Here is a 13,282-nt window from a genome sequence, read left to right on the forward strand (position 1 = left end):
CGGCCGTACGACGACGCGGGCCCGACCCCCGGTCAGGGGTCGCGCCCGCGTGGTGTGCTGCTGTCGTCACCAGCTCCAGTAGGTGGGCTGGGTCTGCACGTTGAGTTCCCTGGTGTAGACGAACTTCGCGGTCCACGTCCGCCAGTCGTTGATTTCCAGAACGTCCAGTCCCTTCTGGATGTCGTTGGAGTAGATGTGGCCGTTGTAGTAGTACGTCGACCAGGCGCCGCCGACGATCAACCGGGTGTCGGAGAGCGGGCCCCGCTCCCAGAACCCGATTTCGACCGGATGGGCCGAGTCTGTGAAGTCCCAGACGGACACTCCACCCTGGTACCACGCCTGGACCATGATGTCGCGGCCGAGCACGGGGATGAGTGATCCGTTGTGGGCGACGCAGTTCTCGAAGTTGGTGTTGGTACGGGAGATCTTGTAGTAGCTGCGGAAGACCAGTTGCCGGTTGTCACCCCGGCCGGTGATGTCGTAGATGGCGTTGGCGCCCCGGTTGGGCCCCACCGTCTCGTTGCAGGTGGGGCCGCTGCCACCGCCCAACTCGTCGGTGAAGACGACCTTGGTGCCGGAGTTGTTGAACGTGGCCGAGTGCCAGAAGGCGAAGTTCGTCGTGTCGCGGACCCGGTTGATCACACGAGGTGCCTCGCGGTTGGTGATGTCCATCAGGATGCCGTCGCCCATGCACGCGCCAGCGGCGAGGTCCTGCTCGGGGAAGACGGTGATGTCGTGGCAGCCGCTGGTGGTGGAGCTGCCGTTGCGACCGGGGTTGCCGCCGTCCGGGAAGAGGTTGGGGGTGGACACCAACTCCGCGCTGGTCGGGTCGGTCAGCGGCACCTTGATGATGGAGATCGAATCATGCGGCGGCTGGCAGTCCGGGAACGATGCCGACGGGGAGTACGACGACACGTAGATGTAGACGGACCTGCGGTTCTTGGCCGGTGCCAGGGTGTGGGTGTGCGAGCCACAGGGGGTTTCGACCGACTTGACGTACCGGGGATTCGCCTTGTCGCTGACGTCGAAGATCTTCATGCCCTCCCAGGAGGACTTGATCGACGCTGACTGGACGACGCTGTCGCAGGAATCGTCGCTACGGGACGAATCGGTCGACAGGAACAGCAGGTTGCCGTAGATCGAGATGTCGTTCTGTGAGCCCGGGCAGAGCACCTGGGAGACGAGCTGGGGCCGGCGCGGGTTCCTGATGTCGTAGATGACGAAGCCGTTGTAGTTGCCCGCGAAGGCGTAGCGGCCCTGGAACGCGATGTCCGTGCCGAGTGACGCCTCGGTGTCGAACGGTGCCCGTTTCGGGATGTTGGCGATCTGACGGATGTTGGGGCTGCTGGAGATCTCGTCGATGCCGAGGTCGACCTCGGCGTCGTCCATCGTGGTGAGCTGCTGTTCGGAGAGGCAGAGTTCGGGGAGGAGACTGCTGTCGAAGGTCGCCGGGGCGCAGTCGTCACCCGGGGGCCGCGCGCTGCTGGCCGGGGCGGCGGCGAGGCTCAGGAGCACGAGGGTGGTCGCAGCCAGCGCGACGACCTTGAGGCGCCGGGGTCTGGAGGTGGTCAGTTTGATCATCTGGCGGCCCCTTCGAAAGGGATTGATGATTGCTCGCACCTTACTCAGTATCGATCTGTCTGAATGTGACGTGGGTCACATTCAGCATCTTGATTGAGTCGTTATGATCCCGGCAATCCCCGACACGAAGGGGGTCGGATGGGCCGGAAACGCCAACGGATCATGGTCGCCGTCCCGATGGTCGTACTCCTGCTGATCGGTGGAGCCGGGGCCGACGCGACCGGGGGACGACAGCGCCACGAGGTGGTGCCACCGGCACCCGCCGCCGCCCCCACGTCCCCGGCCGCACTGGTCATCGTCCCCGGGCGGCCGGGTGACCAGGCGACGGTCAAGCGGGCCGACGAGGTCGCCGAGGTGGGAGCCCGGCGCTACAACTCGCTGGACACCTGGTTCGTACGGATGATGATCCCGCACCACACACAGGCGCTGCGAATGGCCGCACTGGCCCCGGAACGGACGGCGGACGACCGGGTGCGTGCCCTCGCGGCGCGGATCCAGGCCAGCCAGGCTCCGGAGATCCTGCAGATGCGGGCCTGGCTGGACACGCGCGGCCTGGAACTGGACCCGCGCGGCGGCCACGACCACGGCACGATGCGTGGGATGCAGACCCCGGAGGCCATGCGCCGTCTCGCTGCCGCCCGGGGTCGGGACTTCGACCGCCTGTTCGTCACGATGATGATCGAACATCATCAGGGCGCGATCGAGATGGCCACCGACCTGCTCCGGGTCGGCATCGATGTCACCGTCGAGGAGATCGCCACCTCGGTCGCCGCCGAACAGGCCGTGGAGATCAACCGGATGCGGGAGTTGTTCCCCGGTTGGTAGGCCGTGACCCGACCTTCCGCGTCGTGCCCGGCCGGGATCCGCCTGCCACGGGTGACGGGCCGGATCGGGCCGGGCGCGCGGACGACGCACCCGGCCCGGAGTTCGTCCCGCTGGCGGCTACCGGGAGTCCTCGGGACGGTACGTCGCGATGATCCTGGCGAAGGCGAAGGACTCCTGCTGGACGTACGTGCACTTCGACAGGTCGTTGCCGGTCAGGTCACCGCATTCCGGCAGGGCACCCTGGTTGTGGTCGCGCGTGGCGTCCCACCCGGACAGGCACCCGAGGTTGTGCTCCCGGGCGAAGCCCACCAACTGGCGCATGTTCTCGAGGGTGAACACCTTGCCGTTGATGTTCCTGCCGAACATCGGGCACGCGCCGATGCGCCGCCAGACCCGGTCCCGACTCCAGTGCGGCCACGCCGCTGAGATCTGGGTGAACATTCCGTTGAGGGCGATCACGCAGCACTGGTAGGCATCCGGGGGAGAGGTTTGCCCGAACTCCATCAGCATCCCGTTGATCAGTGACGGCTGGATGCCGGCGTCGGCCAGCCGGTGCAGTAGCCGTACACCACCGTCGTTGAACCCCTCGAGGCTGCCCGGCGCACCGTCGGCGGGCAGCGTGTACGAGAGCTTGACCGTGGGATGGGCCGCCAGCACCTGGGAGATGGCCGCGACGTGTCGCTCCTGGCCGGCGTCGTTGTGGATGAAGCTGCCCTCGAAGTCGAAGTCAAGGTGGGTGACCTGGTAGTTGGCCATGATCGCCTGGTACGTCCCGGCGATCCGTGCGACGTCGGTCTCCTCTTCCTCCAGCGGCACGTTGGACGCGCCACCGAAGGAGACGACCACGGTGCCCCGTTGGGCCCGGAAGGCGGCGAAGTCGTCCCTGCCGAAGTCGCTGGTCGTCGCGTCGCCGAGACTGTCGAATCCGCCCCAGTACACCTTCCGGTCGCCGCCGGGCTTGGCGACGAGGAAGCCGGCGAAGAAGCCGTCCAGCCCGGACTGCTCGGCATACCGGTCCAGTTGCGGGTTGGGCCAGGCGGTGTAGTCGACGAACGGGGCCCGCGGCGCGTCCCAGTCCCCGGGGTCGGGCAGCGGCTCCGCCGTCGACACGGTACGGCCTTCGGAGAAGACGGAGAGGTTTCCGGAGATGTCGAAGGCACGTACCCGGAACGTGTACTGGGTGACGGCGGTCAGGCCGGACACCACGGCGTTCGGGCGTGCCGACCTGACGGTGCGTGCGGGGGCACCGTCCTGCTCGATGGCGACCTCGTAACCGGCGACGGCCACGTTGTCGGTGGACGGGTTCCAGGCCAGGCTCACGCTGTGCGGCGCGGTGGTGAGGACGGTCAGGTTGGTGGGTGTGGTGGGTGGCTCACCGTCCTCGGGCGGGTTGGCGCTCAGCCCGTCGACGACGAACATGTACGGCAGCAGCGCGGGGTCGCTGCCCGCGCCGGCGCCGCCGTTCTGGATGGCCAGGGTGAACCGTTGCGTACCTCGGGACGGAATCACCTTCCGCTCCGCGACCAGCACCCCTTCGATGGAGGTGACCGGCTCGTCCGAGGCGGGGAAGATGAGGCCGTAGCCGTTGAAGACGCTGCGGGGCGGGGTGAAGGAGAAGGAGATCTTCGGATCGACCACCTCGGAGTCGGTGTAGTTGGTGAGGCTGACCTGGAAGTTCGCCCACCACTCGTTGCCGCCGGGCAGCCACTCGACGGCGGCGATGACCATTCCCTGTTCGAGATCCACGCTGTCTCCTCCTCTGAATACGCCAGTGGTCACTGGCTTGCGAATTGGCCGGCGTCGGTCTGACCGGTGGGGTGGTGAACTGGTGGGGTACGCGTTCCAGCGCCGGCGGGGGCATGGACGCCGCCGGTGGTCCTGACTGTCGGCAGGCCGGTCGGCCCGGCTCGCCGTTGCACGATGGTCCCGGTACGGGACCGGTGGAGAGCCGTCTCAGCGGATGGGTACGGCTGGGAGCATCGAGCAGCGGATCCGGCGCGAGCGCCGGCCGGCGTCGACGTGCCGTGGTCAGTGGTGCTGCCGTGGTGTCTCGGCCGGTGCCGAGGCTGATCCGCGCGTATTCCCGCGTATTCGCGCGCATTCCCGCGTAGTGATTTATTGGCCTAAGCCCACTTGATGGGCTTACTTCGGATAAGTGGCCTTGATGGTTACGGGGAGTAGTACACCATAGCTGTTGGTGGCTGTCCAGATACTGCCCGTCATGGTGCGTGAGTGAGTGACCCCCGGGTGGGTGAGTGACCCGCGGGTGGAGCCCCAGCGTTACGTGACCGGCCTCAGCCTGTCGTCCGCACCTGTGGCCCGAGTGCCTGTACGACCATGATGGCCTGCTCGACGGAGATGATCGTGTCGGTCAGTTCGACGGTGGTCGGGTCGAGCGCCGACAGGTCACTACCACGCAGGTCGCAGCGGGTGAACTTGGCGCTGTGCAGTTGCGCGCCGGACAGATCCACGTCGGAGAGAACGGCGTCGGCGCAGTTGGCCCCGGTGAGATCGACCTCGCGCATCCGTACGCCCTGGATGGTGATCCCGCGCAGGTCGGCTCCGGGCAGCGCCACGAACGACCAGTCGCCCCCGATCACCTTCAGCGGTCGCAGCGTCGACTGCTCGAACTGGCTGCCGGTCAGCTTGCAGCCCAGGAACTCCGCTTCGAACAGGTTGCAGCGCTTGAAGACGCAGCGTAGGAACGCCGAATCGGTGTGCCGGGAGGCGTTGAACCGGACGTTGCCGAAGATGCACTCCTCGAAGACCGCGCCACGGGTGACCGCCTCGGTCAGGTCGACGTGGTGGAACTCGCATCCCCGGTAGCTGACCTCGATCAGCTCCTCGGCGTACCAGTCCTCGTTGCGGAACGTCTCACCCTCGACCACCTTCGACACCAGCACAGGCTACCGGGGGGCGTGTTCGGGGCGGTCGGAAGGACATGTTCGGTGCCACACTCCTGCCATGGAGGACGATCTGCGCGTACGGACAGATGCCCACGGCGAGCCGACGCTGTTGCTGGTGCACGGCATGGGGGCCACCGGCGACGTGTGGGACGGGCTGCGGGAGTTGCTCGTCGACCGTTGGCCCGGCCGCTGGATGGTGCCGGACCTGCCCGGGCACGGCGGGTCGGAGGCGCTGCCGGAGTATTCGTTCGAGTCACTGGCGACCAGTCTCGCCAAGCTCGTGGCCGGTGCCGGGCCGGTGGTCGTACTCGGTCATTCGCTCGGTGGCGTGCTCGGCCTGACCCTGGCCCAACAGCGGTACGGGGTCCAGGTCGACGCCGTGATCGGCCTGGGCATCAAGGTGGCCTGGACCGACGACGAGTTGGCGAAGGTGGCGGCGTTGGCGGCTCGTCCCGTCACGTTCTTCGACACCCGGGCGGCGGCGGCCGACCGTTACCTACGGGTGTCCGGCCTGGCCGGCCTGTTCGAGCCAGCTGACGACGCGGTGTCGTCCGGTCTGCGTACGGTGGACGGGCAGTGGCGGTTGGCCATGGATCCGGGGGTCTTCGGGGTCGGGGCTCCCGACATGCCGGCCCTGCTGGCCGGCACCCGCGCCCGGGTCGTGCTGGCCCGGGGCGAGCACGACCCCATGGTCACCGAGGACCAGCTTCGTCGGCTGTCCCCGTCGGTGGTCTCCCTGCCCGGCCTCGGGCACAACGCGCACGTCGAGGATCCCGCAGCCGTGCTGGGGCTGCTCGAGGACCATCTGCCCGGTCGCTGAAGCGGCGGCTCCCCCGGCGTCGGCGCTGACCAGCGCGTCGCCGAGGGAGCCGCGAGGAACCTGTCCGGACCTACGCCGGCAGACCACCGACCTGGGTGTTGATCCAGGAGCGGATGTAGGTCAGGTCGCCGTAGATCGACGGACCGGTGGCACAGGTCGAGTTGTTGTTGCCGGCCCGGCTGGTGGCACCGATCAGGTTCCACCGGCCGCTGATCATCCGGACCTGGGGTCCGCCCGAGTCGCCGTAGCAGGCGCCGGCGTTGCCGTTGGTGTTGTTGGTGCAGATCTCACCGGCCGCGTTGATGCCGCTGCACCGGCTGTCCGCCACGATGGACGTGTCGAGTTCGTTGGCGACCAGCGGCGCGCTGCCACACCCGGGCGTCGGGCAGGTCTGGCCCCAGCCGATGATCCGGGTGGCGGTGCCCACCGCGCCGGAGGTGGTGGGAATGGGCGCCGGCGCGTAGCTGACCGAGCTGCCGAGTTGCAGCAGCTTCACGTCGATGGTCGGGTTGTTGACCGCCCGGATCACGCTGACCACGGTGCCCCCGCTGGAGCGGTTGATGCTGCCTACCCGAACCGAGCTCGGGGTGGAGCAGTGCTTCGCGGTCACCGCCCAGTTCGCCTTGATCAGCGTGCCGGTGCAGCCGGAGACGTACACCATGAACGGGTAGTTCTCGGTGGCCGGTCGGCCCCTGACGATCTGGGTCCCGATGTCGTCGGTGCTGGATTCGACCGCGGAGTAGGTGGGCTCGGGTGCCGCGCTGGCCGGGCCGGACCAGGAGAGTCCGGCCGCGACGAGTCCGGTTGCCAGCAGCAGCCTGGCGAAGAGGGCATGTGCCTTCATTGGCTCTGTCCTTTTCTTTGCGGGGGAAGAAACAGCGGCTACGCACCGAACGGGCGCTCCACATGAGCCGTGGATGTGCTCCGGAATGGGGCCGGGCAATCAGCGAGTTGTGCCGCCATTCGGTGGTGGTGCCAGGTCGGTACGGGGGCCGGTGCCGGTCCGTCCATCGACGGTCGGGCCCGGAGTCCTGCGTCAGCAGGGCATCGTCGAGTGTGGCGACCTCCTCGGTGGAACGGCGGGTCGCCCGTTACGCTATCTGATAAACGACAGACTTCAATGTATTGGCCTATACTTCTTGTGCCCTAACGTGATGTGATGACTGATCCTCCGGGCCTGTCCTCCTGGATTTCGTGATTGCCGTTCCGTGCTGTCGTCAAAACAGAACTGATTCGTTCGGCGGGCCGGGAATTCGGAATTGGTGTGCGCCCGCTGAACCGTGGTTCCGGGCCGGGGACCGCAGACGTACGCCGGGCGGGTGGACCGGGCCGCAGAAGCAGGCGGCGGTGGACCCCCTACGCAGGGGTCCACCGCCGCCATCGGAGACCGTGCCGGTCCGGTCCCGGACCGACCGCCACCTGATTGATCAGCTGCGGGTCAGCTGGTATGTGCCGGTGCCCGCCCAGTTGACGATGACCAGACCGAAGTGACCCGCCGTGGTGGCGGTGTAGGTCAACGTCTCAGCCACGCCGGTGGCGCCGGAGTTTGCCGAAGCCACCGCCTGTGACCGCGTCCGGATCCAGGTGCTGGCGCTGGTCTCGTTGCTGCTGAGCAGGTACAGCTCGGGGTTCTGGGTGGAGCTTCCAGTGATCTTCACGGTCACCTTCTGTCCGGCGGTCAGGGTGAGGTCACGGACCGCGACGATGTTGTCGCCGGTCATCGTCACCGTGCTCGTTCCGACCGGCAGGCTGGCCGATCCCTGGGCCAGTTCGATCCGGTACCAGCCCGCGTCGCCGCTGGGCTTGACCCTTGGGTAGTAGTCACCCAACGCCCGCCACTTGGAGTCGACGCCGATGAAGTCCACCCCGCTGGTCAGCGCGCTGGTGGCCAGCCTGGTCGTCTGCGCCCGGTCGTCGTACAGCTCCAGGTCGTGGTTGACGCCGGCTCGGATCGCCACCACCGACCAGTAGTTCGACGTCGTCTGGTAACCGAAGTTGTGCGCCGGCGTGGGTGTCGGCAACAGCTTCGGGGCGTAGTTGCCCAGCGGGTCGCGGAACCCGTAGTCGATGGTGCTCTGGTAGAGGGCGGCCAACGCTCCCGAATCCGACACGTCGAAGCCGTCGGCCGTACGGTGTGCCCAGAACTCGGCGAACGTGTTCGATACGTGGTGGGTGAAGGTGTGCCACAGGTTGGCGAAGCCCTCGCCGTACCGGTCCCAGGAGCCCTCGTTGGTCGAGTCGGTGATGTCGATCAGCGCTGCCGCCACCCGGCCCTCGACGGTGTCACCGTTGTCCCAGCCGCTGGTGCCCCAGGTGGTGTTCTCCAGGTCCAGGTAGGCACCACTGGGCCAGCGGTAGAACGGATCGTTGAGCACGGTCGCCGGGAACCATTCGGCCCAGCCCTCGGTCCAGGCGCAACCGGCCGAACTCACCCGCTGCACGTAGTGCGGGGAACAGTTCGGAAACGCCGGGTACGCATCGTCGTAGATGTCGTCCATCAGCGCGTGGCCGATCTCGTGTAGCACGGTGGTCGGCGAGTTCGGCGCGTCCGCGTTCAGGTTCACCTCGTTGTTGGCCAGCGAGTAGAAGTTCCCGCTGGTGGAGTCCGGTGCCCAGTTGATCGTCAACCGGCGGCAGGTGGTGTCCTTCTGGTCGAAGCACTTGTTCGTCGGCTTCGGAATGAACAGCCAGGCATCGTTGGCCCGGGCGAAGGCGTGCAGGCCGCGTTGCAGCGTGGCGTCGTCGGACGTCCGCGACCCCAGGTTGATCGTGCTGCCCGGAGTGACGTCGGTGAAGGTCTCCGTCTGGAACGTCAACGGGCTGCCGGCGCGCTGAACCCGCCAGATGGAGTTCTGGGTGAGCACCCGGACGAACACGTCCGCCGTCCCGGTTTCCGGGGCGGTCTCCGACTGGGCGTCAAAGCAGAGGTTGTAGTTGCCGTTGGCGTCGGTGACGCCGCTGGCCAGTCGCTGCTCGCCTGCGGCGTCGGCGTCCACCACCTCGACGGTGAGGTTCATCGCGTTGTGCCATGCGCCGGTCTGGTCGGCGTAGCTCCAGTTGCCGGTGACCCAGGTGTCGCACGCGGCGGCGGTCGCCAGTGGCTCGGCCGGTTCCACGCGGTCCGGACGAAGCCGGGCCGGCCGCTGTGTCCGCGCCGAGGTCGGCACCACCGCGGTACCCGGCACCCCGCCGGTGCGGGCATGTCCGAACGTGGATGCCCGGCCGGGGGCGGCGATGGTGAGGAAGACGATCTCCTTGCCGGCATGCATCCGCCCCTGGTCGGGGGCGAATGCCCGGGCCTCGATCTGCGCCGTTCCCGGTTCGACGGCCCGGACCTCGCCCGTGAAGGTCAGCTTCTCGCCACGGTTCAGCCGTCGGGTGGTCTGTGCCACCGAGATCTCGCCCGCTCGTTCGGGTTCGACCGCCGTCGCCCTACCGGTCTTCATTCCGGCCGGTGGCTGGACCCAGGTCAGCTGCGCGGGCAACTCGATCCGGATCCCGGTGTCGGCCAGTGCCGCGTCGGCTGCGACCGTGACCGTCAGTTTCGCGGTCTCGCCCAGGGCCGGTGCCCGATCCAGGGCCGCACCCACACTGAGACAGCTGAGCCACTCGTCGCTCTGTTGCTGACTGGCCGACGCGGTCAGCGAGCAGTCGGTTGCCCTGGCGGACCCGCCGGTGCCCGGCGCGGCATGCGCCGGTCCGGCAGCGCCCATTCCGAGTACGACCAGGCCCGCCGTGCCGGCACCCAGTATCGCCCTACGCCATCTCGCAGCCCTGGCTGCAAACATGTGTCCTCCCCAAGGGTCAGCCGGTGCTGATCCACTTGGCTGAGATCATTTCAGATATGTGCAAATACTGTCATCAGCCCCAGGCAGGCATTTGAAGTTGAGAACCCGGGCAGACCGGCCCGAGCTGACTGGGTGCTTCCGGGGGGATCGGAGGTGAATTGCCAGGTTAGATCCGCGCGGGCTGGGTACGGATGCACGACGCCTCCGGTAGACGAACCGGGGGACGCTGGACCGAGGGAGCATCGATGAGACTCGACGATGACGACATCACGACCGGCGGCGTTCTGCCCAACGAGGGCCCGGCGGACGGCGGTGCCACGCCGGGTAAGCGGGATGGTGGTGCTGACGGGGGACCGGTCGACTCGGGGCCGGCTGACGAGGGTCCGGCGGACGGCGGTGCCACGCCGGGTAAGCGGGATGGTGGTGCTGACGGCCCGGCTGACGGGGGACCGGTCGACTCGGGACTGGCTGACGAGGGCCCGGCCGACGGCGGAGCGGTGCCGGGCAAGCGGGACGGCGGCGCTGACGGCCCGGTCCGATAACCGGCTGGACGCGAGATGACCACGTATGCGCCGGGCGGCACCGGTCGCCCGGCGACAGCCATCCAACCGGAACCGGCGACGCTGAGACAGCCCGAACCGGCCCCGGCCGGCCAGCAGATGCCCCGGTCGCTGGCCCGCTGCGTAGCCGTCGAGCCGGGCAGGTTCGCCACCGAGTACTGGGGCCGTACCCCGCTGCTGTCCCGGGCCGGCGAACTTCCCAACCCGGTCGGCTTCACCGACCTGCTCAGCCCGGCCGACGCCGACGACCTGCTCAGTCGCCGAGGACTCCGTACCCCGTTCCTCCGGATCGCCAAGGACGGCGAGCTGCTGTCGGCGGCGCGGTACACCGGTAGCGGTGGTGCCGGTGCCGAGATCAGCGACCAGGTGCTCGACGAACGGGTGCTCGGGCTCTATGCCGGCGGAGCCACCCTGGTCCTGCAGGGACTGCATCGCAACTGGCCACCGCTGATCGACTTCGCCCGGGAACTCGGCGCGGCGATCGGCCAGCCGTTGCAGATCAACGCCTATCTGACCCCGGCCGGCAACCAGGGGTTCGCCACCCACTACGACACCCACGACGTGTTCGTGCTCCAGGTCGACGGCTGTAAGCACTGGCGGATCCACGAGCCGGTGCTGCCCGATCCCCTGGAACGGCAGCCGTGGGGCGGCCTTGCCGACGAGGTGTCCGCAGTCGCTGACGGCCCGGCGGCGTTGGACGTGGTACTGGCCCCCGGCGATGCGCTCTATCTACCCCGGGGCTGGCTACACAGCGCCCAGGCGCAGGAGCAACGTTCGCTGCACCTGACCGTCGGCATCCGCTCCCTGACCCGGTATTCGCTGGTGGAGACGTTGCTCGGACTGGCCGCCGAGGACCAGCGGCTACGCACCTCCCTGCCGTTCGGAACCGACGTCGCCGACACCGGGCAGATCGAGCCGGAACTGGCCCGGACGATCACGGCACTGCGGGACTGGCTGCTCGACGTCGATCCGGTGACGGTCGCCGATCGACTGCGGGAGCGTTCGTGGCGGGCATTCCGCCCGGCACCCATCCGACCGCTGGCCCAGGCGGCGGCGATCGCCGATCTGGACACCGGCAGCCGGTTGGCGCTGCGTAACGGGCTGCGTTGGCGGCTGGTCCCGGCCGGTAGTGGCGACCGGATCACCCTGCTGCTGTTCGACCGTACGGTCACCTTCCCCGGGCAGTGCGAGCCGGCTCTGCGTGCGTTGCTCACCGCCGACGTGATCCGGGTCGGTGACCTGCCCGGTCTCGACGACGATGCCGACCGGATCGTGCTGGCCCGCCGGCTGCTGCGGGAGGCGGTGGCGGTCCCGGCGTGATCGGCAGCCGGATCGGCGGGCCGCGTACCCGGATCGGCGGGCCGTGCACCGACCGGGATCGAGCGGTCAGCGTACCGACCGGGATCGAGCGGTCAGCGCAGCAGGGCGAAGAGCAGACCGGTGCCCACGAAACCGGCGATCAGCACCACCGCCACCGGGCGGGGCCCGAGGGTGGCATGGCGTCGGTCGGCCAGCAGCTTCGCCGGGGCCAGCCCGACCAGCGGCCCGAGCAGCGTCACGACCAGCGCCAGCACCGGCATCCCCACCGCGAGGTCACCGCCGTACCGGTCGCCCACCATCCGCGCGGCGATCCCCAGGGCGTACGCGGCTGCCGCGCCCAGCAGGCCGAAGAACGCCAGCAGGGGGTGCACCGAGCTGGGCAGCTCACCCGGCTGTTTGGTCCGGTCCAGCAGCTGCCGGACCCCGTCGAGCAGAGCGCCGGGCTCGGCGGTCGCGCCCGGTGCCGGCCCCGGTGGGCGGCCCAGGCGCCGCGTGCCCGAGCCGAGCCGACCACCCAGTACCTGCCACAGGTGGGCGACCTCGGCGTCGACGATCTCGACCTGTTCCGTTGCCGCGGTGAATTCCGCCTCGGCGTCCCGGACCGCCTCCTGCGCCGCGCGCAGCGCCCGCTCGGCCCCGGCGCACTGGCGTTCGTACCAGGTGTCCGCCTCGGCACGCTGCGCGTCGGCGTACGCCGTCACCTCGGCGAGTTGACTGAGCAACCGGGCGTACGACGTGCTCATGCGGACGGTCCATAGGGGATGATGACCTGACCGGTCCGGTGTACCGCCCGGTCGAAGAACAGGCCCCGCCACGGTCGGGGATACCAGTCCGGGCCGCCGTTGCCCGGATAGAGCGACGACGTCAGCTCTCCGCCCTGTACGTCCAACGCCACCCAGGCTCCGATCTGATCCGTACGGGAGGCCGGCCCGCCCAGATCCGCCCGCATCCGGGCCACCCCACGCCACCAGGCCAGCACATGGGTACGCCGTTCCGGCCCGTTGTGCAGGATGTGCCGCAGATGCTCCAGCCCGGTGCGCTGTCCGACCCGGGCGGCCAGTCGGCCGGCTGCCGCGTCGACCGCGTAGAGCAGCAGGTAGTGCGGCTGGCCCGGGGCGCTCCCGTGGTCCAGGCCGGTGGCCGTTTCGGCCATCAGCTCCGGGACGGTCTCCTCGTCGTACCAGGCGGTGTCCGCGTCGAGTGCCTCGTAGAGCGACCGGGCCGAGACGTCCGCGTCCGGATCCAGGCAGGCGATCGAGAACCGGGCAGCGCCCGGCTGGTGCTGGCGGGCCAGGGACCGGGCGGCGGCGTCGAGCACGGCACAGGCCTCGTCCACCCGGGTGCCGAGCACCGCGAGGTTGCGTCCGGGCGCGCGGGGCAGCCGCAGTCCGGCCGACCGCGCCTGTACGTCGATGATCTCGCCGAGCAGGGCCACCGGCCCCCGGGCCGAACCGGCCGTCCGGGTGGCGCCGGCGGCGTCCC

The 13,282-nt window shown here is 68.9% G+C and carries 10 protein-coding genes and 1 pseudogene; 4 read left to right on the plus strand and 7 right to left on the minus strand.

The genetic code is table 11. The annotated features are described in order from the left end of the window. Window positions 1-66 precede the first annotated feature (66 nt). On the minus strand, window positions 67-1,581 hold the full coding sequence (locus ACFQ4H_RS04670) for an LVIVD repeat-containing protein (RefSeq protein ID WP_377567319.1): 1,515 nt from the start codon (window positions 1,579-1,581) through the stop codon (window positions 67-69). Window positions 1,582-1,719: 138 nt separating this feature from the next. On the opposite strand from ACFQ4H_RS04670, the gene ACFQ4H_RS04675 reads away from it, so the two are divergent. Beyond that, a complete protein-coding gene (locus ACFQ4H_RS04675) occupies window positions 1,720-2,406 on the plus strand; it encodes a DUF305 domain-containing protein (protein WP_377567321.1) in 687 nt (228 codons plus the stop codon). 117 nt (window positions 2,407-2,523) lie between these two features. Here the strand turns inward: ACFQ4H_RS04675 and ACFQ4H_RS04680 are convergent, their stop codons facing one another. Further along, on the minus strand, window positions 2,524-4,152 hold the full coding sequence (locus ACFQ4H_RS04680; RefSeq protein WP_377567323.1) for a chitinase: 1,629 nt from the start codon (window positions 4,150-4,152) through the stop codon (window positions 2,524-2,526). 548 nt (window positions 4,153-4,700) lie between these two features. After that, a complete protein-coding gene (locus tag ACFQ4H_RS04685; RefSeq protein WP_377567325.1) occupies window positions 4,701-5,303 on the minus strand; it encodes a pentapeptide repeat-containing protein in 603 nt (200 codons plus the stop codon). Between the two features lie 67 nt (window positions 5,304-5,370). Here ACFQ4H_RS04685 and ACFQ4H_RS04690 point away from each other — a divergent pair, with 67 nt between their 5' ends. Then, window positions 5,371-6,132, plus strand: a complete 762-nt coding sequence (locus ACFQ4H_RS04690; RefSeq protein WP_377567327.1) for an alpha/beta fold hydrolase — start codon at window positions 5,371-5,373, stop codon at window positions 6,130-6,132. Window positions 6,133-6,202: 70 nt separating this feature from the next. On the opposite strand, the gene ACFQ4H_RS04695 is transcribed toward ACFQ4H_RS04690, so the two are convergent. Then, window positions 6,203-6,976 (minus strand): S1 family peptidase, encoded by a 774-nt coding sequence (locus tag ACFQ4H_RS04695; RefSeq protein ID WP_377567329.1) that lies wholly within the window; start codon window positions 6,974-6,976, stop codon window positions 6,203-6,205. Between the two features lie 583 nt (window positions 6,977-7,559). Next, a complete protein-coding gene (locus ACFQ4H_RS04700) occupies window positions 7,560-9,920 on the minus strand; it encodes a PPC domain-containing protein (RefSeq protein ID WP_377567331.1) in 2,361 nt (786 codons plus the stop codon). 245 nt (window positions 9,921-10,165) lie between these two features. Here ACFQ4H_RS04700 and ACFQ4H_RS04705 point away from each other — a divergent pair, with 245 nt between their 5' ends. Both ACFQ4H_RS04705 and ACFQ4H_RS04710 read left to right on the plus strand, forming a co-directional pair. Then, window positions 10,166-10,462 (plus strand): hypothetical protein, encoded by a 297-nt coding sequence (locus tag ACFQ4H_RS04705; RefSeq protein WP_377567333.1) that lies wholly within the window; start codon window positions 10,166-10,168, stop codon window positions 10,460-10,462. Between the two features lie 117 nt (window positions 10,463-10,579). After that, window positions 10,580-11,800 carry a cupin domain-containing protein gene (locus tag ACFQ4H_RS04710; RefSeq protein ID WP_377567347.1) on the plus strand — a complete coding sequence of 407 codons (1,221 nt, stop codon included), beginning with the start codon at window positions 10,580-10,582 and terminating at the stop codon, window positions 11,798-11,800. Between the two features lie 92 nt (window positions 11,801-11,892). On the opposite strand, the gene ACFQ4H_RS04715 is transcribed toward ACFQ4H_RS04710, so the two are convergent. Both ACFQ4H_RS04715 and ACFQ4H_RS04720 read right to left on the minus strand, forming a co-directional pair. Continuing rightward, entirely contained in the window at window positions 11,893-12,543 is a 651-nt protein-coding gene (locus ACFQ4H_RS04715; RefSeq protein WP_377567335.1) for a hypothetical protein, read from the minus strand. After that, window positions 12,540-13,282 (minus strand): annotated as a pseudogene (locus ACFQ4H_RS04720) (FtsK/SpoIIIE domain-containing protein); the annotation flags it as partial. The pseudogene ACFQ4H_RS04720 and the gene ACFQ4H_RS04715, both read right to left, overlap by 4 nt.

Source organism: Micromonospora sonneratiae, assembly GCF_042679305.1.
GTDB classification, from domain to species: Bacteria; Actinomycetota; Actinomycetes; order Mycobacteriales; family Micromonosporaceae; genus Micromonospora_H; species Micromonospora_H sonneratiae.

Excerpts from the sequence above, each read along its gene's own strand:
- ACFQ4H_RS04670 (WP_377567319.1), bottom strand. The coding sequence starts at position 1,581 with ATGATCAAACTGACCACCTCCAGACCCCGGCGCCTCAAGGTCGTCGCG.
- ACFQ4H_RS04675 (WP_377567321.1), top strand. The coding sequence starts at position 1,720 with ATGGGCCGGAAACGCCAACGGATCATGGTCGCCGTCCCGATGGTCGTA.
- ACFQ4H_RS04690 (WP_377567327.1), top strand. The coding sequence starts at position 5,371 with ATGGAGGACGATCTGCGCGTACGGACAGATGCCCACGGCGAGCCGACG.
- ACFQ4H_RS04695 (WP_377567329.1), bottom strand. The coding sequence starts at position 6,976 with ATGAAGGCACATGCCCTCTTCGCCAGGCTGCTGCTGGCAACCGGACTC.
- ACFQ4H_RS04700 (WP_377567331.1), bottom strand. The coding sequence starts at position 9,920 with ATGTTTGCAGCCAGGGCTGCGAGATGGCGTAGGGCGATACTGGGTGCC.
- ACFQ4H_RS04705 (WP_377567333.1), top strand. The coding sequence starts at position 10,166 with ATGAGACTCGACGATGACGACATCACGACCGGCGGCGTTCTGCCCAAC.
- ACFQ4H_RS04710 (WP_377567347.1), top strand. The coding sequence starts at position 10,580 with ATGCCCCGGTCGCTGGCCCGCTGCGTAGCCGTCGAGCCGGGCAGGTTC.
- ACFQ4H_RS04715 (WP_377567335.1), bottom strand. The coding sequence starts at position 12,543 with ATGAGCACGTCGTACGCCCGGTTGCTCAGTCAACTCGCCGAGGTGACG.